Annotated in this window: 17 protein-coding genes; 16 read left to right on the plus strand and 1 reads right to left on the minus strand. The window is 32.8% G+C overall.

Annotated elements, in window-relative coordinates; all coding sequences use genetic code 11:
- Positions 1 to 2 precede the first annotated feature (2 nt).
- From HNP99_RS10735 to HNP99_RS10765, 7 genes are all read left to right on the plus strand, one after another.
- A complete protein-coding gene (locus HNP99_RS10735; protein WP_173853383.1) occupies positions 3 to 992 on the plus strand; it encodes an N-acetylornithine carbamoyltransferase in 990 nt (329 codons plus the stop codon).
- The gene (gene argB / locus HNP99_RS10740; RefSeq protein WP_173853384.1) at positions 992 to 1,849 is read left to right on the plus strand and encodes an acetylglutamate kinase; all 858 of its coding nucleotides are present in this window, start codon (positions 992 to 994) and stop codon (positions 1,847 to 1,849) included. The genes HNP99_RS10735 and argB overlap by 1 nt, the downstream gene beginning before the upstream one ends.
- Positions 1,850 to 1,967: 118 nt before the next feature.
- Entirely contained in the window at positions 1,968 to 3,041 is a 1,074-nt protein-coding gene (locus HNP99_RS10745; RefSeq protein WP_173853385.1) for a M20 family metallo-hydrolase, read from the plus strand.
- A 1-nt stretch (position 3,042) separates the two neighbouring features.
- Positions 3,043 to 3,648 carry a DUF3267 domain-containing protein gene (locus tag HNP99_RS10750; protein ID WP_173853386.1) on the plus strand — a complete coding sequence of 202 codons (606 nt, stop codon included), beginning with the start codon at positions 3,043 to 3,045 and terminating at the stop codon, positions 3,646 to 3,648.
- A gap of 392 nt (positions 3,649 to 4,040) precedes the next feature.
- Positions 4,041 to 5,321: an argininosuccinate lyase gene (argH, locus tag HNP99_RS10755; RefSeq protein WP_173853387.1), complete on the plus strand. Its 1,281-nt coding sequence runs from the start codon at positions 4,041 to 4,043 to the stop codon at positions 5,319 to 5,321.
- Between the two features lie 117 nt (positions 5,322 to 5,438).
- Entirely contained in the window at positions 5,439 to 6,437 is a 999-nt protein-coding gene (locus tag HNP99_RS10760) for a DUF2157 domain-containing protein (RefSeq protein WP_173853388.1), read from the plus strand.
- Positions 6,421 to 7,584, plus strand: a complete 1,164-nt coding sequence (locus tag HNP99_RS10765; RefSeq protein ID WP_173853389.1) for a hypothetical protein — start codon at positions 6,421 to 6,423, stop codon at positions 7,582 to 7,584. Before HNP99_RS10760 ends, HNP99_RS10765 begins: the two co-directional genes overlap by 17 nt.
- A gap of 75 nt (positions 7,585 to 7,659) precedes the next feature.
- Here HNP99_RS10765 and ytxJ read toward each other — a convergent pair whose 3' ends face one another.
- Positions 7,660 to 8,049 carry a bacillithiol system redox-active protein YtxJ gene (ytxJ, locus tag HNP99_RS10770; protein ID WP_173853390.1) on the minus strand — a complete coding sequence of 130 codons (390 nt, stop codon included), beginning with the start codon at positions 8,047 to 8,049 and terminating at the stop codon, positions 7,660 to 7,662.
- Between the two features lie 196 nt (positions 8,050 to 8,245).
- On the opposite strand from ytxJ, the gene clpB reads away from it, so the two are divergent.
- The 9 genes from clpB to HNP99_RS10815 all read left to right on the plus strand — a co-directional run bounded on the left by clpB (position 8,246) and on the right by HNP99_RS10815 (position 18,588).
- Positions 8,246 to 10,855, plus strand: coding sequence for an ATP-dependent chaperone ClpB (gene clpB, locus HNP99_RS10775; protein ID WP_173853391.1), 2,610 nt, complete (start codon positions 8,246 to 8,248; stop codon positions 10,853 to 10,855).
- Between the two features lie 358 nt (positions 10,856 to 11,213).
- Positions 11,214 to 12,008, plus strand: coding sequence for a hypothetical protein (locus tag HNP99_RS10780; protein WP_173853392.1), 795 nt, complete (start codon positions 11,214 to 11,216; stop codon positions 12,006 to 12,008).
- 165 nt (positions 12,009 to 12,173) lie between these two features.
- Positions 12,174 to 12,935: an HNH endonuclease gene (locus HNP99_RS10785; protein ID WP_173853393.1), complete on the plus strand. Its 762-nt coding sequence runs from the start codon at positions 12,174 to 12,176 to the stop codon at positions 12,933 to 12,935.
- Between the two features lie 312 nt (positions 12,936 to 13,247).
- Positions 13,248 to 13,709, plus strand: coding sequence for a hypothetical protein (locus HNP99_RS10790; protein ID WP_173853394.1), 462 nt, complete (start codon positions 13,248 to 13,250; stop codon positions 13,707 to 13,709).
- 177 nt (positions 13,710 to 13,886) lie between these two features.
- Positions 13,887 to 14,456 carry a hypothetical protein gene (locus tag HNP99_RS10795; protein ID WP_173853395.1) on the plus strand — a complete coding sequence of 190 codons (570 nt, stop codon included), beginning with the start codon at positions 13,887 to 13,889 and terminating at the stop codon, positions 14,454 to 14,456.
- A gap of 961 nt (positions 14,457 to 15,417) precedes the next feature.
- Positions 15,418 to 15,657, plus strand: a complete 240-nt coding sequence (locus tag HNP99_RS10800; RefSeq protein ID WP_173853396.1) for a hypothetical protein — start codon at positions 15,418 to 15,420, stop codon at positions 15,655 to 15,657.
- 170 nt (positions 15,658 to 15,827) lie between these two features.
- Positions 15,828 to 16,421: a hypothetical protein gene (locus HNP99_RS10805; RefSeq protein WP_173853397.1), complete on the plus strand. Its 594-nt coding sequence runs from the start codon at positions 15,828 to 15,830 to the stop codon at positions 16,419 to 16,421.
- A 168-nt stretch (positions 16,422 to 16,589) separates the two neighbouring features.
- Positions 16,590 to 17,912 (plus strand): APC family permease, encoded by a 1,323-nt coding sequence (locus tag HNP99_RS10810; RefSeq protein WP_173853398.1) that lies wholly within the window; start codon positions 16,590 to 16,592, stop codon positions 17,910 to 17,912.
- A 175-nt stretch (positions 17,913 to 18,087) separates the two neighbouring features.
- Positions 18,088 to 18,588, plus strand: coding sequence for a Clp protease N-terminal domain-containing protein (locus HNP99_RS10815; RefSeq protein ID WP_173853399.1), 501 nt, complete (start codon positions 18,088 to 18,090; stop codon positions 18,586 to 18,588).
- The last annotated feature ends 9 nt before the right edge of the window (positions 18,589 to 18,597 follow it).

Here is an 18,597-nt window from a genome sequence, read left to right on the forward strand (position 1 = left end):
AGATGAATTATACTTCAATAAAAGATATCGACTCCCTCTCTAAATGGGTGAAGTCGGCAATTAAAATTAAGAGCAACCCGCTTAAAAACAAAAAATTAGGTAAAAACAAAACATTAGGAATGTTGTTTTTTAATCCAAGTTTGAGAACGCGTTTGAGCACACAAAAGGCAGCTTTGAACCTTGGGATGAACGTCATGGTGATGAATTTTACCAATGAAGGTTGGACTTTAGAGTTTGAAGACGGAGCGGTAATGAACCAAGGTGCTTCGGAGCATATCAAAGAAGCTGCAGAGGTTGTATCTCAATATTGTGATATCATTGCGGTAAGGGCTTTTGCTGGCCTAGTCGACAAGGAAAAAGACAATGCCGAAACGGTAATGGCTGGATTCCTAAAATACGCGACTGTACCTATTGTGAATATGGAAGGTTGCACGGGTCACCCTCTGCAGGCACTTGCTGACGCCATCACAATGGAAGAACATAAGACCGCACACAAACCAAAAGTAGTATTATCATGGGCGCCACATCCTAAAGCTTTACCGCAGGCTGTAGCCAATTCCTTTGTAGAAATGATGCAGTTGCAAGACGCTGATTTTGTCATTACACATCCAGAAGGCTACGAATTAAATCCTGAAATCACGAAGGATTCAATAATAGAATACGATCAGAATAAAGCATTCGAAAATGCCGATTTTATTTACACTAAAAACTGGAGTAATTACAACGACTACGGCAAAATCACCAACAGTGATCCAAGTTGGACGGTAACCGCGGAAAAGATGGCATTGACTAACAACGCCAAATTCATGCATTGCTTGCCGGTAAGACGTAACGTAATCGTTGCCGATGAAGTGATTGACAGCGAGAATTCGATTGTAATCGAACAGGCTAACAATAGAACCTATGCAGCGCAATTGGTGTTGCAAAAAATACTAATCCCCCTAGCCCCCAAAGGGGGAATAAAAACAAAAAAGTCTAAAAAGAAAAAGTAATGACTATACCGTTAGAAAACTCCAATATTTCAAATTCGGCTCCCTCTTCTGTGGAGAGTCCCGAACTTTCGGGAGGGCTACGTAAATTAGTAACCCTTGTGAAAATTGGCGGAAACATTATTGATGATGCCAACGAACTACAACAGTTTCTGAACGATTTCTCTAAAATTGAAGGCTATAAAGTACTGGTGCATGGTGGTGGAAAATCGGCAACCAAAATGGCACAAAGCATTGGTCTGGTTCCTCAAATGATTGACGGTCGCCGTATTACTGATGCCGCAATGCTAGAGGTTGTAGTCATGATTTATGCAGGGCAAATAAATAAAAATATTGTGGCTCAATTGCAAGGACATAATACAAATGCGATGGGGTTTTCTGGAGCGGATGGAAATTTAATTCAGTCCGATAAAAGAAACCATCCTACGATAGATTACGGTTTTGTTGGTGATGTGAAGTCAGTCAACACTCCGCTACTATCAACGTTATTAGAGAACAGTATCATTCCTGTTTTTTGCGCGATTACCCACGATAAACAAGGACAATTATTAAACACTAATGCCGATACGATTGCAAGTGAATTAGCCATTGCCTTATCCGAGGTCTATGATGTAACTTTGAATTATTGCTTTGAGAAACCAGGCGTTTTATTCGATTCAGAAGATGATTCGTCTGTAATATTAAAGATGAATGCCGACTTATATTCGAAATTAAAAGAAGAAAAAGCCATTCATTCCGGGATGATTCCTAAATTGGATAACTGCTTCAATAGCTTGTCTAAAGGAGTTAAGAAAATACGAATTGGTCACCACAGCATGTTACAAAATAACGATGTTATTTGCACAACAATTGCTTTATAGAAACAAACCTTGAAAATCACCATTAAGAGATTAAGGTCTTTAAGCTTAATGAACTAAATATCTTAATGGTAAGTTTATAACTGAAAATTTCAGTTTTAAGATTCGACATACAAAAAATATGAAAAACAAAGAAACACTTACTCAAGAAGCGATTGCCTTATTAAAAAACCTGATTGAAACTCAGTCTTTTTCTAGTGAAGAAGAAAATACTGCAGCTTTGATCGAAAAATGGTTTGAAGTAAATGCCATTCCGTTTGAGAGAGAAAACAACAATATTTGGGCATACAATAAGACATTTGATAAAAGCAAACCAACGCTTTTACTGAACTCACACCACGACACCGTGAGACCTAATCAGGCGTACACTAAAGACCCATTGAAAGCCATTGTAGAAGATGGAAAACTATACGGTTTAGGGAGTAATGATGCTGGTGGTTGCTTGGTTTCGCTATTGGCAACTTTCGTACATTTATATGCCGCGGAAAATTTGCCTTATAATATTGTGATCGTAGCTTCGGCTGAAGAAGAAAGCAGCGGTAAAAATGGTTTGAACAGTGTTTTAAAACATTTACCCGAGTTAGAGTGTGCTATCGTAGGCGAACCTACTTTAATGCAATTGGCTATAGCCGAAAAAGGTTTATTGGTGCTGGATGTAAAAATCAAAGGAACACCCAGTCATGCAGCACATCAAAATGAAGACAATGCTTTGTACAAAACAATTCCCGTAATGGAATGGTTTAAGAATTATACATTCGACAAATTATCGGAACAGTTAGGACCAGTAAAAATGACCGTTACACAAATCAATGCAGGAAAACAACATAACGTAGTTCCTTCAGAATGTGATATCGTTGTTGATATTCGGGTAAACGATTGTTATACCAATCACGAAGTTCTGGCGATTGTACAAGAACACGTAAATGCCGAGGTAACACCACGCTCTATGAATCTAAGCTCGTCCTCAATTCCAGAAAACCATGGATTGGTACAAGCCGGAATTGCTTTAGGTCGCACGACTTATGGCTCTCCTACTCTTTCTGACCAATCAGTTTTGAGCTGTAAATCATTGAAATTAGGCCCTGGAGACACACTGCGATCACACTCAGCAGATGAATTTATATATGTAAACGAAATTGAAGAAGGAATCGACTTGTACATCAAAATATTGAGTGATTTCTTGAAAAAAAAGTAAAATGGATAATAATAAAGATTATACAAGGGAACTAATAACATTTAACTTAGTTAAAGCTAACCTATATGCAATATTTTCAATTATACCTATTTTAATAATTTACTTAATTCCATATTATCTCATTTGGAATAAAAATATAAATAAAGAAAACATCAAAAAATCTATAATTTATTTTAAAAATAATGGTTATTTAAATCCTATTTTAATTTTCACAATTATAATATCTACTTTGACAATTGGGATAATTTTACATGAATTAATTCATGGTATAACATGGGCAAAATTTACAAAAGACGGTTTTAAATCAATTAAATTTGGTGTTCTTTGGAGATTTTTAACTCCATATTGTCATTGTAAAGAGCCTTTATTAGTAAAACATTATATAATTGGTGGTATTATGCCCACTATAATTTTAGGAGTTCTACCAGTAATAATATCATTTATAACTGGAAATATACTTTTTCTGATTTTTGGAATCTTTTTTACAATGGCTGCATTTGGAGATTTTATAATTCTCTTTCGACTTATAAAAGAAAATAAAAACAATCTCGTATTAGATCATCCTTCAGAAGTTGGTTGTTATATTTATAGATACAATAAGCTTTAAGGTTTTAACTTCAAGTTATTAAAATTAATAAACTACGTAAATCTCTGATTTACCTGTGAGTATCTTTACAAAATAAAAAACAATGCGAAAACCAATTCTACTTTATAAACAAGCGCCAATAACATTAGAGTTAAAATTACTTATATTGAGGAGGTTTTTTGTTTAAAACAAAAGGCTATTGTGTCTCTATTTGGATTAGAATCTCATACCATAACTATCATTTAAAAGAAATATACCAGAATGGTGAGTTGGAAGAAATTTCAACTACTCGAAAAATTCGAGCAGTTCAAAATAAAAATGCAACTAACCGGAAAATCCGGATAGTTCAAAAAATAAACTTTGCAAATCTCTGAGACAACTCTGAGTATCTTTGCGAAACAAAAAACACAACTATGAAACTTTGGGAAAAAGGAATACCTACTGATAAACAAATCGAACAATTCACCGTTGGTAACGACCGTGAATTGGATTTAGTACTAGCAAAATACGATGCTTTGGGTTCTATAGCTCATGCCAAAATGCTAGGAAACATCGGTTTATTAACTACTACTGAAACTGATTCATTAGTAGCTGCTCTAAACGAAATCATTGCTGATGTAGCCGCTGGAAATTTCGAAATCGAAGATTCATTTGAAGATGTACATTCCAAAATAGAATACTTATTGACGGTAAAACTAGGCGACGCTGGAAAAAAAATACATACCGCACGTTCTCGTAACGATCAAGTTTTAGTGGATGTCAATTTGTATTTGAAAGATGTTGTTATCGAAATGAAAGCGCAAGTAAAATCACTTTTTGATTTACTAATGGAATCGGCTGAGAAATACCAAAACGTTTTATTACCTGGCTATACGCACCTGCAAATCGCGATGCCGTCCTCGTTCGGGATGTGGTTTTCTGCCTATGCGGAGACTTTGATTGACGATATCACCATGTTGAACGCTGCTTTAAAAGTAGTTGATCAAAATCCGTTGGGTTCTGCTGCAGGATATGGTAGCTCCTTCCCTATTGATCGTACTTTTACGACAAAGGAATTAGGTTTCGAAACCTTAAAATACAACTCTGTAGCCGCTCAAATGAGCCGTGGAAAATCAGAGAAAACACTGGCTTTTGCCATGAGTAGCGTAGCTGCAACTTTAGCGAAGTTTTCTATGGATGTTTGTTTGTACATGAGTCAGAATTTTGATTTTATCGGTTTACCCGCCCATTTAACTACTGGTTCGAGTATTATGCCGCACAAGAAAAATCCAGATGTATTCGAATTAATTCGTGGGAAATGCAACAAAATTCAAGCCTTGCCTTATGAAATTACTTTGATTACTAATAACCTTCCTAGTGGTTACCACAGAGACTTGCAGCTATTAAAAGAAGGCTTATTTCCAGCCATTCAAAACTTGCAAGCTTGTTTGGACATTGCTATTTTTTCAATCAAAGACATTAAAGTAAAAGACAATATCTTAGCCGATAAAAAATACAATTATTTGTTTACAGTAGACACTTTAAACGAAATGGTGGTTGCAGGAATGCCTTTTAGAGACGCCTACAAAGCCGTTGCCGAACAATTAGAAAATGGAACCTACGCATCTCCAAAAGAAACTAAACATACGCATGAAGGAAGTATAAACAACCTTTGTTTAGCAGAGATAAAAGAGAAAATGACAAAAGCTTTATAAACTACTAAAATCCATTCCAAACCGAATGGATTTTTTTTTTAAATTAAATGATTACAAACAATAAAAACGAATATAATTTATACATATATTTGATCTTAGCTAACTAAAAAACCATTTATGAACCGCTTTGAAGAACAAAATACTCAGAAACTTTTTGACCAAAATTTTCTGACAGAAAACCAACTTACCCAAGTTAAAGCATATCGGAACCTAGGGATTTTTTCTCTACATGGAGAGTTAAAACTATTTCTATATCTTTCAGTTTTGTCATTTACAACAGGAATCGGAATCTTAATTTACCAAAATATTGATACGATTGGTCATGTCGCTATTTTAGCTATTTTATTAGTAGTGACCGTTGTTTGCTATTATTTCAGTTTCAAGAATGCAAATGGATTTCAAAAGGGAGAAACCAGTTTTGAAAATCCCATTTATGATTATATTATACTAGCGGCATTGCTACTCAGTTGTATTTTTATAGGCTATTTACAATTTCAATACACGGCTTTTGGTACGCACTACGGATTAGCAACTTTAATTCCTACTGCAATTGGGCTCTTTTGCGCTTATTACTTTGACAACAAAAGTATTTTATCCATTGCAATCACTGGTCTTGCGGCTTATATTGGTTTATCTGTTAGTCCACAATCCCTACTTGATAATGATTTTTACGATACAAACACTTTAAGCTACTCGGCTATTGGACTTGGAGTGGTACTTATTCTGTGGTCAATTTATAGCAACCAAATTGCCTTAAAAAAGCATTTCACGCTCGTTTACCTTACTTTTGGACTGCATCTAATTAGCATTTCGTGCATCAATAATTTGTTTCAACCTTATTGGTTTGTATTTGCACTCATTTTGGCCGGTACTCTATTTTACTATTATAAAGTTAGTTATCAGTTTCAAGCTATTTCGCTTTTAATATTCACTGTATTATACGCCTATATTGGCGCTAACATACTGTTTTTCAAAGTTATTGTATTACTTAATTTTGATGACTTCTATATTTTAATATTCTTTATAATTCCTTTTTACTTTATAGGTTCCATCGTTTTATTTATAAAATTAATAAAGCATTTTAACAAACAAAAAAACAATGATAGTTTACGATAAAATAGAATTACAAAATTTGAGCTTACTAGAAGAAGCGGGTTCGCTGCAAAAAGCGGGATTTTTTGATAAAGAGCAATACGGAGCTATTGAAAAAACATTTGTCGTTCCTAAAACTAACAATAACTTAGTTATTAGAATCCTTTTTTTTATTTTAGGTGTGTTTTTATATTCCTCAATCTGTGGTTTTCTTGCTTTAATTGCAATTGATTCAATTCATAATAGTTCTGAATATTTAGTTTTTTCCTTTGCCATCATTGGAATTATTGGATCTGAAATATTAAGTAGATCAACATATTATGGTCATGGGCTTGACGACGCCTTCATTTTAGGATCCCAACTCGCTTTGGCTATAGGCATAGGAATCACATCTGATTTTAACGAATTAGTAATGGCAGCATTTATAACAGGAACTGCATTATTGAGCTACCTCCGTTACTTACATTTATCAATGGCGTTGCTGTTTTCTTTAGCATTAACCTACACCATCGTTTTGGGTATATTTGAATTGAATGAGTCAATACAAGCCTTCTTACCATTCATCATGATGGCTTTTGCTTTAGCTATATATTTTAGTAGCAAAACAGCACTACAAAAATTAGCTACTCCTTTTTATTACAATGGGCTTTTATTAGCCAAGAATTTCGCTTTAATCCTTTTTTACTTTTCAGGAAACTACCTAATAGTGCGCGAACTTTCTATCGATTTGCTAGGGCAAGATGTTGCACCTGGAAGCGATATTCCCTTTGCTTATCTATTTTATGCTTTTACCTTTATTGTGCCTGCGAGTTATTTATATTTTGGTTTGGTAAAAAAAGACCGAATCTTACTATGGATTGGTTTGTTAAGCTTGTGTTTCTCAGTTTTCACAATCCGATATTACTATTCCGTTTTACCCGTTGAGATTGCCTTAACCATTGGAGGAGCCGTACTATTTGCAACAACGCTTTTTACGATTCTAAAATTAAAAAATAAAGAAACCGGAATCACTTTCCAACCCGATCGTTTTACAAAGACAAATGCTTTTTTGAATGCTGATATACTTATCACATCGCAAATAGGCGGATTAAAACCCGAAGTAACAACCCAATCCCCAATGGAATTTGGAGGTGGTGATTTTAGCGGTGGCGGTTCTGGCGGTAGTTTTTAAAATAATTAAAGCCACAAATTCATAAAAATAATAGGTGAATTCGTGGCTTTAATTTTATCCCTTTTTAGATAAAAACTATACTTTAGTCTTCAATGCTACAGCATCAATATCACTATGTGAAGTATTGTAAACTGCTTTTCCGTTTTTGATTAAAATCAATTGTGGTGACTGATGTTGTACCCCAAAACGACTAGCAATATCATTAGAAATATCACGAAAAGCAATCAAATCAAGAAAATAGGGCGTTACCTTTTCTGGAAAATCAAATTCATTTTCGAATTGTTTCAAAGCCATACGGCTGATACTGCAACGCGTACTGTGTTTAAAGATAGCAACCGGCTTCTCTTTTGACAAAGTAACAATCTCGTCTAATTGTGTAATATGATTCAATGGTTCCCAATCCATTTTTATATTGGATTCGTTTTGGTTTTCAGAACTACCAAAAATATTTTTAAAAAAACTCATAATTTGTCGGTATTTAAGTCAAAATGACCGCTTTATATGATATAAATCATTTTTAATAAGCCATTTTGTCTGTAATTTTACTATGGAATATAAATTGAACATCCATTTACAAAGATAAAATAAATTAATAATAAAACCCATTAAAGTATTTTACAAATTAACAAGCGCAGGCTTGTTGTTAAAAACCAAATAAATCATGAATATAAATAAATTTACTATTAAATCTCAGGAGGCTATTCAGCACTCGCAACAACTGGCTCAAGAATATGGGCAACAACAAATAGAAAACGAGCATATTTTCAAGTCAATTTTTGAAGTTGATGAAAATGTAGCCCCTTTTATTCTGAAAAAATTAAATGTCAATGTGCCGTTGTTCATTCAAGTATTAGACAGCACAATTCAGAGCTTTCCTAAAGTTTCTGGAGGAGAAGTAATGCTTTCGAGAACAGCAAACAGTACCTTAAATGATGCCGAAACGATTGCTAAAAAAATGAATGATGAATTTGTTTCTATTGAACATTTAATGTTAGCCATTTTTGCCTCAAAAAGTAAAGTTTCTCAAATATTAAAAGACCAAGGCGTAACCGAAAAAGGACTAAAAGCAGCCATTGACGAACTCCGAAAAGGAGAACGAGTAACCTCGGCATCAGCCGAAGAAACTTATAATTCTTTAAATAAATATGCTAAAAACCTAAACGAATTAGCCAAAGCCGGAAAACTAGACCCTGTAATTGGTCGTGATGAGGAAATCCGTCGTGTATTGCAAATATTAACGCGTCGTACAAAAAACAACCCCATGCTTGTGGGAGAACCTGGTGTGGGTAAAACCGCTATCGCTGAGGGATTAGCACACCGAATTGTAGATGGTGATGTACCTGATAATTTGAAAGACAAAATTGTTTTCTCTCTAGATATGGGAGCGCTTATTGCAGGAGCCAAATTCAAAGGAGAGTTTGAAGAGCGCTTGAAAGCAGTAGTGAAAGAAGTAACCGCTGCCGAGGGAGATATTGTGCTTTTCATTGATGAGATTCACACCCTTGTAGGCGCTGGTGGTGGCGAAGGTGCTATGGATGCTGCTAATATTCTAAAACCGGCATTGGCTCGTGGAGAACTCCGTGCTATTGGAGCAACGACTTTGGACGAATATCAAAAATATTTCGAAAAAGACAAAGCCTTAGAACGTCGTTTCCAGAAAATCATCATCGAAGAACCAGATACCGAAAGTGCGATTTCTATTTTACGTGGTATCAAAGAAAAATACGAAACACACCATAAAGTCCAAATCAAAGATGAGGCAATTATCGCTGCTGTAGAATTATCTGAGCGTTATATTACCAACCGTTTTCTTCCAGACAAAGCCATCGATTTAATGGACGAAGCGGCATCAAAAATCCGAATGGAGATTAACTCCAAACCCGAAGAGTTGGATGTTTTAGATAGAAAAGTAATGCAACTCGAAATCGAAATTGAAGCCATCAAGCGCGAAAAAGATGAGAGCAAACTCAAAGTTTTAGGCATGGAGTTGGCTAATTTAAAAGAAGACCGTAATAAAATTTATGCTAAATGGAAATCAGAGAAAGATGTTGTTGATAATGTACAAGCCATAAAAACGGAGATTGAAGATTATAAATATGAAGCAGAACGTGCAGAGCGTGATGGCGATTACGGAAAAGTAGCCGAAATTCGTTACGGAAAAATCAAAGAAGCCCAAGAACGCCTAGACGTTTTACATAAAGAATTGCTTGAAAATCAATCTGGCGGCAGTTCCTTAATTAAAGAAGAGGTTACTAAGGAAGATATTGCCGAAGTAGTAGCCAAATGGACTGGAATTCCGGTTATGAAAATGCTACAAGGCGAGCGTGAAAAACTATTGCATCTAGAGGAAGAATTGCACCGCCGCGTGGTAGGTCAAGAGGAAGCGATCGAAGCTGTGAGTGATGCCGTACGTCGTTCTCGTGCAGGATTGCAAGACATGCGTAAACCCGTGGGAACCTTCCTTTTTCTAGGAACAACTGGTGTGGGTAAAACCGAATTGGCCAAAGCCCTAGCCGAGTACCTTTTTGACGATGAAAACGCCATGACGCGCATCGATATGAGTGAATACCAAGAGCGCCACAGTGTGAGCCGTTTAGTAGGTGCGCCTCCAGGATACGTAGGCTATGACGAAGGCGGACAATTGACCGAAGCAGTGCGAAGAAAACCGTATTCAGTGATTTTACTTGATGAGATCGAAAAAGCACATCCAGACACCTTCAATATCTTGTTGCAAGTACTAGACGAAGGGCGATTAACCGATAATAAAGGACGCCTAGCCGATTTCAAGAACACTATAATTATCATGACCTCCAATATGGGAAGTCAGATCATTCAGGATAAATTTGATAATATCAAAGGCACTGTAGAAGAAGTAACAGAGTCAGCAAAAGCTGATGTCCTTAACTTATTAAAACAAACCGTACGTCCAGAATTCATCAACCGTATTGACGAGATTGTGATGTTCACCCCATTAACAAGTGAGAACATTGCCAAAATTGTAGGACTCCAACTCAAATCAGTGACTAAAATGCTGGCGCTTCAAGGCATCACCATGGACGCAACACCGCAAGCAGTTGCTTATCTAGCCAAAAAAGGCTACGACCCACAGTTTGGAGCCAGACCCGTAAAACGTGTCGTACAAAGAGAAGTATTAAACAAGTTGTCTAAGGAAATTCTGTCTGGTGCCATCACCACAGACAGCATCATTTTGCTAGACGCTTTTGATGACGAATTAGTTTTCAGAAACCAATCTGAACTAGTAGCAGAATAATTTATTTGTTGTAGTAAGAAAACACCAGTCGAGAGGCTGGTGTTTTTTTATGCCTTTTTTTTGGAGCAGAAGCAGCTATTTTCTAAAGACCTTCCCTCCTGCTCTCGGCTATATCTCTCCGTTGCACTACGAGGATACCGCCTCGATCAGGGCTATTTATAACGAGTTATTTTTATAATTACGTTTTTTAAATCAGTACTATAGTTAGGACGTTGTTTCAAAATAACAAATACCTTAAAAGAGAGAAATAGTTTAATAAAGCAGAATAATATGTTGAAAAGAAGAGTATATTTGATTTTATATAAAAAGTTAGGCGATATTGACCCGCAGAGTCGCAGAATCAACAACAATACTCAATATGAAAAAACAAAATTCGATAGATTTACTTGTTGAAACATTATCCACAGAATTTTCGAAAATTAAAAATTTTGAATTAACACAAGAAGACCCATTAGGGAATAAAATTTTCACTTTTATTGTTAAACATTCTTCTGAACTTAATTCTTTTAAAAATTTATTTGTTCACTATTATTTACCTGCTTCAATAAAATCATCTCAAGATTTTACTAGAGAACTTAAATTTTCAAAATACAAACACTTAATAAATATTGATAACGAAGAACTCAAAGAAAACTATTTTGAGACAATACGACTTGGATATGTCGGTGCATTTCATAAATACGAAAGTTATATCAAAAATATTACTGTTTTAATGAATGAATTTTTCAGTAACTTATTTGAAAACGAAAAATATTTAGATATTGAAACTTATCTAAAAACAAACTTTCAAATCGAGTTAAAAAAAACCATAACCAAATTTCACACTACAGAAAAAATAAACTGGATTTCTAATTGTGTAAAACATTATGATGGATATCCAATAAAAGAACCAATCTTGAAATGTTTTTTACATAACGATAAAAATAAAAAAATTCAAATTGAAGCTAAAGAGTTTCGTGAAGATTTGGAAGATTTAATGAAACAGAATCAGTTAATATTATCGGTTTTGTTTTTAATTGGATTTCATCAATATATGGGATTAAATTACTCTAAAATTGAAGATCAACTTACGAAAGATAAAAATGAACAAGATGTTATAGAAATTAGAGCTAAATTAGGAAAAAGTATAATAAATACCTTTAACATCGCCTAACAGCCGTTACAAGATATTTGTGCATTTGGCTGAATTTAAAAAGGGTTTTGTACTTGGAAAACTTGTGCATAACGGAAAAATCTTGCATCTTTAATCCCAAACATCTTGTAGCGCCAGAACGTTAGGTGTAAGCTTCCCAAAAATCTAGAGAAAATAAGTATAAATATGGAAATATCGTTTGAAAAAATAAATTCTGAAATTGAAAAATCTAGTAAAACAATACTTCTAACAACTAATGATTTTAAAAGACAACTAAATTCGACTATATATTTTGTAGCAAATAAAGAACTAAACCATTGGAGTATTTCTAAAGAAATTGCGTGCTATGTTTTTAATATACCAAATGTTGTTGATGCAAAAACATTTTTCTACGACAATGGCTTTATTGACGCTCTTAATCTTGAAGATGCGGAATTGGAAAAATTTGTAACAACTAAATTTTTAAACTGGGCAGAACCTTTTACAAATACTGTTGATATTTTTTCAAAACTAAAAAAAGATAGAGAAGAAAATAATAGAATTCAACTTCTAATTCCTATTGAATCATTGAAAGGTAAATTTCTAAATTCAAAGTCAACAAAACCAAATTTTACAGTCGCTATTGAAGGAAAAGAAAAATTCATAAAAGAATACAAATATAATTCACGACATAAGAAATTAGTTAAAGATGCAAAACTTAAATGGAAAACTAATTGTTGGGTTTGTGGATTTAATTTTACTGAAATGTATGGAGATTTAGGATTAGATTTCATCGAAATTCATCATCTCATTCCTATAAGCGAAGGCGAAAGAGAATCCAAAGTTGAAGATGTTAGACCAGTATGTTCTAATTGTCATCGAATGATTCATAAGCGAGCTAAAATGTTAACAATTCAAGAACTGAAAAATATAATTGAGATAGTAAAACGTAATAAAGCCAGCACCTAACAGCGGTGGCTGTTGCACAACTCAAAATAAGTAATATTAGTCAAAAAATGTAAAATTAAAAATTATATTAAATTGATTTACAATGCTTTACAAACTAACCATTTATTAAAAGTAATAAAAACTAAACAAAAAACCAGTTGTGCAACAAGCACAGCGGTTTTGCGAGATTGCGAAATATGTGGTAAATTCACGTTTATCTTTCGCAAGAAATTTTATCTTAGCCGAAAACAATCGGTTACGAAATTCGCCACTTCTGCAAGCCGCGACACGTTAGTGGCTATTCTGACATAAAACATTAAAAACAAGATATTTATGAGATTATTTTATACATTAATTTTAACTTTTTTATGTGTATTCTTTTCAAACGCACAAAAAATAGGATTGCAACAACTTGAATACACTTGTCAACTAAAATCAATTGAAACTAAATCTGATTTTTTTATGAGCAAACAATTTGCCAAAATTAGTAATAGTCAAGACTCAATTGTTAGATTTTCTAAAAAAATATATATAAACAGAATTCAAGACTTCGATGAAGAAACCATTTCAATATTAAAAGAAAGTATAATTTATTCATTAGAAGATCCAAAGAAATATGCCAACTTTAAAAAAATGGTTGAAAGAGCATATGTTCGATTGCAAAATGTGGAAAATAACAGTGAAAATATAATTATATACAAAAAGAAAAAATATACTTTAATTTTAACTGAAACAGTGGTTAAACAAAACTCAAAATTGACTACAATATATAATTTTACAATTTACAATAATTAAAAGAACAGCCGTTTTGCGAGATTGGGGCATTTGGCTTATGGAAAGATGGTTTTGTACTTGGAAAATTTGTCTTTAATGGAAAAAACTCGCATCTTTATTCCCCAACCTCCGCAAAACGCCAACACGTTAGTGGCTATTTTACCGCAACAGAATACTAATCAACATTTTAAATGATTAATGAACAAACTTTCTTTTAACATATTACCAAATCCTGAATCTAATGATAGTGAAGTTAGAATACTTATTGATGAAATAGATTTTTTAGGATTTGACTATTTAGGAATTGATCCGCCAACTTTTTTTGACCAAAATAATTTTGACAAAAATGGAGAATTAATGATTGGAAGATGCACTTGTGGTTGCGAAGGTTGTGCTGATTATCCAATAACTGTGAAAGTTGACGAAAACTTAATTATTTGGACAAGTGAAAATGAACTTAAGTTAACTTTTGAAAAAGAAGACTATTTAAATGTCATAAATTTAGGAAGAGTAGACTTTAGTTGGGAAGATTTAAATAGAAAAGTAGAACGTTTAACAAAAAACATTCTTAAAAACTCAATAACAGAAAAAGGCTATAAATTTGATTGGGCTTCAGCAAGAATAAAACTGAATACAATTACATTAAGTTATAGCAAAAATGGACAACAAAAATTATTTGAAATTACTTGGGACGGAAAATCAGAAGATGAGATTGAAACAAAAGTTAAATTATTTTTGAATAACGAAATCAAAAAAAACAGCCACTAACAGCGGTTTTGCGAGATTGCGAAATAAGTGCAAAAATCAAGTTTATCTTTCGCAAGAAATTTTATCTTAGCAGAAAAATCTCGGTTACGAAGTTCGCCACTTCTTGAAGCCGCGAAACGTTAGCTGACATTATTTGCCGAAACTGCAAAAAGACACATTTTGAAACAACTAAAGAAATATACTGTTCTAATTTTAATCGCATTTGTTTGCAATTTTTTGTTATCAAAATTTGCAGACAATTTCAGGTTTAACAGAGAATTTCGTTGGATTTATTCTTATGGAAAAACTTCAAGTCTTTTTATATTTTTCATATTAATGGGTTTGTCAATCGTTAATGGAATTTTAATACTGAAAGAAAATAGAATCGCAATGAAAACAAGATTGTTGTGGACAATTTTGTGTTTATCGTTCTTTATATATTTTTCAATTGCAATGATAATTGTAATGATTGAAAATTAAAATAGTGAATGTGGAATGTGGAATATAGAAAGTGGAATTGGAAAGTGGAAAATGGAAAAGTAAAAAAAATAACGACGGCTAACAGCTGTGCTTATTGCACAACTGGTTTTTTGTTTAGTTTTTATTACTTTTAATAAATAGTTAATTTATAAAATGTTGTAAATCAATTTAATATGGTTTTTTAATTTTACATTTTTTGACTAATATTACTTATTTTTGAGTTGTGCAACAGCCACAGCTGTTTCTCGCAATTGCGAATTTTGTTGTAAGTTCACGTTAACGTTTCGTAAGAATTTTTATCTTAGCAGAAAAATCTCGGTTCTGTGGTTCGCAACCACGCAAAGCCGCGACACGTTATCTACAAGCAATAAAAAAAAGAACGTAAACAAAACATAATCAGATTTTTAAAAAAGTAAAACTAAAAACAGAAAAATAGAAACTTGAAAAATTTAGCGCATAAAAACAGAACTTTGAAAATATTAACTTGAAAATAAAATGAACAATGCAAAAAAAACAAAATGAAATCATAACTAAAAAAGAAGGTTACGAAGCAATGTTGTATGTATTGAAAGCATATTGGGAAAATAGCGGTTCTAATGATTTAACAGACATTCTAAGTGGCGGAGAATATTGGATTGGAACTGAAAAACCAGCAGATTCTGCATTTTGGGAATATTGGATTGAGGCAATTGAGAAGGTGAAAAAAGATGGACCGATGTTTAAAATTATTACAAGAAACTAAATATTGAGCCAGCGGTCAACAACTGTTTGAAAAAATTGCGAAATATGTGCACAATGCACGTTTATCTTTCGCAAGAGCTTTTATCTTAGCCGAAAGATTACGGTTACGAAGTTCGCCACTTCTGTAAGCCGCGACACGTTAACTGATACTTTACGAAAAATAGTAGTAAAATGAACATTCAAGTAGAAAAAACAGTAAATAGAATCCTAAGAAATGTAAATAAAAACAAAACTGAAAAATTTATACATTTTGAAAATGAAATTCTAATTATAAATTACGGCGAAAATGAAATTTGGGGAACTTTATTCTATTTTATCTTTCTAATTTTATGTCCAATTATACTTGTAATTTATCAAATATTAAAAGATAAAGATTTATTAGTAACTGGACTTTTAATTTTATCAATTTTAATTTTGAGCCGAACCTTGTATAAAATTATTAAAGGTGGAACTAGATTTACAATAGATTTTAATGCCGAATTGATAACCGCTGAAAATAAACACAAATTATTTAAGCTAATTTTAAAAAATAAAAATTTAAAATTTATTGAAGTCTTTAAAATAGAACTGAAAAATAAATCAATTGCTCACAAACACGGAAGGTCAAGTAAATGGCAACAATTAGTTGTGGAAAACGAAATTGGAAATATTGTTCTTTTTACAGATTTTGAAAGTAAATATCCAAACGATCATTTAGCATATGACGTAAAAAACATAATAGAAACAATAAGAAAAGAATACAAAAAAAATAAAAGCATCAGTTAACAGCGGTTTTGCGAGATTGCGAAATATGTGGTAAATTCACGTTTATCTTTCGCAAGAAATTTTATATTAGTAGAAAGGGCTTAGTTACAATCCCGATAGCTACTGGGACGTAACTTATTGAAGCCGAACGTAGTTAACACCCCGCTAGAAAAATACAGAAATAGAAAAATGACGCAACATAGAAAAAGAAACAAAAATTTAGGATTAGCAGAATTGATTGCCATTGCTTTGGGTGGAATGGTAGGTGGAGGAATTTTTACCATTCTTGGTATTTCCGTATCAATGATAGGGAATTTAACACCAATTGCAATTGTAATTGGTGGATTAATTGCTGCTTTGGCTGCATATTCATATGTTAAATTAGGTTTATACTATCGAGACGAAGGAGCAACTTATTCCTTTTTTAAAAAAACCTATCCAAAATCACATTTTTCAGCATCTGCAATTGGTTGGTTTATTATTTTTGGATACATCAGTACATTGGCACTATATGCTTACACATTTTCATCCTACGCAATTAGTAGTACCGATTTTGCAAATAATATTTGGATAAGAAAAGGAATTGCTATTGGTGTAATTGGTCTTTTTACATTCATAAACATCTGGAGCGTTAATGGAATGGGGAAAATCGAAGATTTGATGGTTTATACTAAATTAGTAGTTCTAACTATTATTTCAGTTGTATTAATGCAACACGGAACAACTGATTTTGGAACATTTATAGAAAATATGGCATTAGATGCCGAAAATTCAAGTATTTTTTCAATTTTAATAGTTGCCTCATTAACGTTTGTTTCTTATGAAGGCTTTCAATTGATTATCAATGCAGTAAATGAAATGACTAATCCCGAAAAGAATATTCCAAGGGCTATTTATTCGGCAATTAGTTTAGCAATTCTAATATATGTTGTGATTTCATTAGGTGCTTTATTTGCTATACCAACAGAAGAAATTATAAAAAACAAGGAATATGCACTTGCCGCGGGAGCAGGAAATTTGCTTGGAAAAACGGGAACAAACCTTGTCATTCTAGGCGCAATATTAGCGACAAGTAGTGCCATAAGCGGAACCGTTTTTGGCGCATCAAGACAAATGTCAGTAATTGCAAATGATGGTTATTTTCCAAATTGGTTAGCAATTAGGAGGAATAATAGTCCACAAAATGCAATTATAGGAATGGCAGTTATGGCAAGTATTTTAATCCTAATTGGCGGACTTGAATTGATACTTGAATTTGGAAGTATCACTTTTCTTTTAGTTTCATTATTGATGGCTGTAGCAAACTTTAAAATTAGAGATAAAACAGCATCGTCTACATTTCTAACAGGATTATCTATTTTTGGATTAGGAATTGGCGGAATACTTATCTTATACTATGAATTTACCACCAAATGGGAACAGATGATGGCCATTATAATACTTTATATAATACTGGCAATTGGTGCATGGATATATTCAAAAAAGAAAGAAACGAAAGAAAAAAGGACGTAACAAAATTTATAAATTAATGGATAACAGGTGATTAATTCAAATTTGGTGTTTTTTAATTAAGTTCGAATAAACCGAAAGTGAATTGCTTTTAAAATACAAACAATTCATTAACAGAGTTTTTAGATATATTTTTGCCGATAAATAGCATTAGAACAAAACTATTTTAAAATTGTAGATGGAATTTAATAAAGAAATTGAAATTATTATTAAAGATTACAGAAGTTTGGCAATAGAACTAGGTTCTGACCATTTATCATCGTATCATTTTATTTTAGCTTTGTTAAAAACGGATAACTATCCAAATGTAATTTTCACAAACAAGAAATGGGAGTTTATAGCGTTGCAAAAATCTATGGTGGAAATTGAAAAAAAATATTGTGAAAATTATTTTCTGACTAAAGAATTTGAAAAAGCATTAAAAAACTCAAAATATTATGCCTGGATTTACAATCAGAATGAGATAAAATCAGAACATATAATTTTTGCATTATTATCTGACAAGAAAAGTTACGCGTGTAAATATTTAAATTCAGTTGGAATGAATTATTTAGATTTTAAAACTGAATATGAAAAAACAGCAGAATTTGAACCAAATATTTTTTTAGAAATCATTGTAAATAATACATTTTTGAAAAGAATTAAGACACCAAATTTAGTTTATAAAGTACTAAAATAATGTGGAGTA

This window comes from Flavobacterium gelidicaeli (assembly GCF_013294005.1).
Classification (GTDB): Bacteria; Bacteroidota; Bacteroidia; order Flavobacteriales; family Flavobacteriaceae; genus Flavobacterium.

What these genes read in the sequence shown, in the direction of transcription:
- ytxJ (WP_173853390.1), bottom strand. Translation starts at nt 8,049, where the DNA reads ATGAGTTTTTTTAAAAATATTTTTGGTAGTTCTGAAAACCAAAACGAA.
- HNP99_RS10760 (WP_173853388.1), top strand. Translation starts at nt 5,439, where the DNA reads ATGAACCGCTTTGAAGAACAAAATACTCAGAAACTTTTTGACCAAAAT.
- argB (WP_173853384.1), top strand. Translation starts at nt 992, where the DNA reads ATGACTATACCGTTAGAAAACTCCAATATTTCAAATTCGGCTCCCTCT.
- HNP99_RS10805 (WP_173853397.1), top strand. Translation starts at nt 15,828, where the DNA reads ATGAACATTCAAGTAGAAAAAACAGTAAATAGAATCCTAAGAAATGTA.
- HNP99_RS10815 (WP_173853399.1), top strand. Translation starts at nt 18,088, where the DNA reads ATGGAATTTAATAAAGAAATTGAAATTATTATTAAAGATTACAGAAGT.
- clpB (WP_173853391.1), top strand. Translation starts at nt 8,246, where the DNA reads ATGAATATAAATAAATTTACTATTAAATCTCAGGAGGCTATTCAGCAC.
- argH (WP_173853387.1), top strand. Translation starts at nt 4,041, where the DNA reads ATGAAACTTTGGGAAAAAGGAATACCTACTGATAAACAAATCGAACAA.
- HNP99_RS10745 (WP_173853385.1), top strand. Translation starts at nt 1,968, where the DNA reads ATGAAAAACAAAGAAACACTTACTCAAGAAGCGATTGCCTTATTAAAA.
- HNP99_RS10795 (WP_173853395.1), top strand. Translation starts at nt 13,887, where the DNA reads ATGAACAAACTTTCTTTTAACATATTACCAAATCCTGAATCTAATGAT.
- HNP99_RS10790 (WP_173853394.1), top strand. Translation starts at nt 13,248, where the DNA reads ATGAGATTATTTTATACATTAATTTTAACTTTTTTATGTGTATTCTTT.
- HNP99_RS10785 (WP_173853393.1), top strand. Translation starts at nt 12,174, where the DNA reads ATGGAAATATCGTTTGAAAAAATAAATTCTGAAATTGAAAAATCTAGT.
- HNP99_RS10800 (WP_173853396.1), top strand. Translation starts at nt 15,418, where the DNA reads ATGCAAAAAAAACAAAATGAAATCATAACTAAAAAAGAAGGTTACGAA.
- HNP99_RS10780 (WP_173853392.1), top strand. Translation starts at nt 11,214, where the DNA reads ATGAAAAAACAAAATTCGATAGATTTACTTGTTGAAACATTATCCACA.
- HNP99_RS10735 (WP_173853383.1), top strand. Translation starts at nt 3, where the DNA reads ATGAATTATACTTCAATAAAAGATATCGACTCCCTCTCTAAATGGGTG.
- HNP99_RS10810 (WP_173853398.1), top strand. Translation starts at nt 16,590, where the DNA reads ATGACGCAACATAGAAAAAGAAACAAAAATTTAGGATTAGCAGAATTG.
- HNP99_RS10765 (WP_173853389.1), top strand. Translation starts at nt 6,421, where the DNA reads ATGATAGTTTACGATAAAATAGAATTACAAAATTTGAGCTTACTAGAA.
- HNP99_RS10750 (WP_173853386.1), top strand. Translation starts at nt 3,043, where the DNA reads ATGGATAATAATAAAGATTATACAAGGGAACTAATAACATTTAACTTA.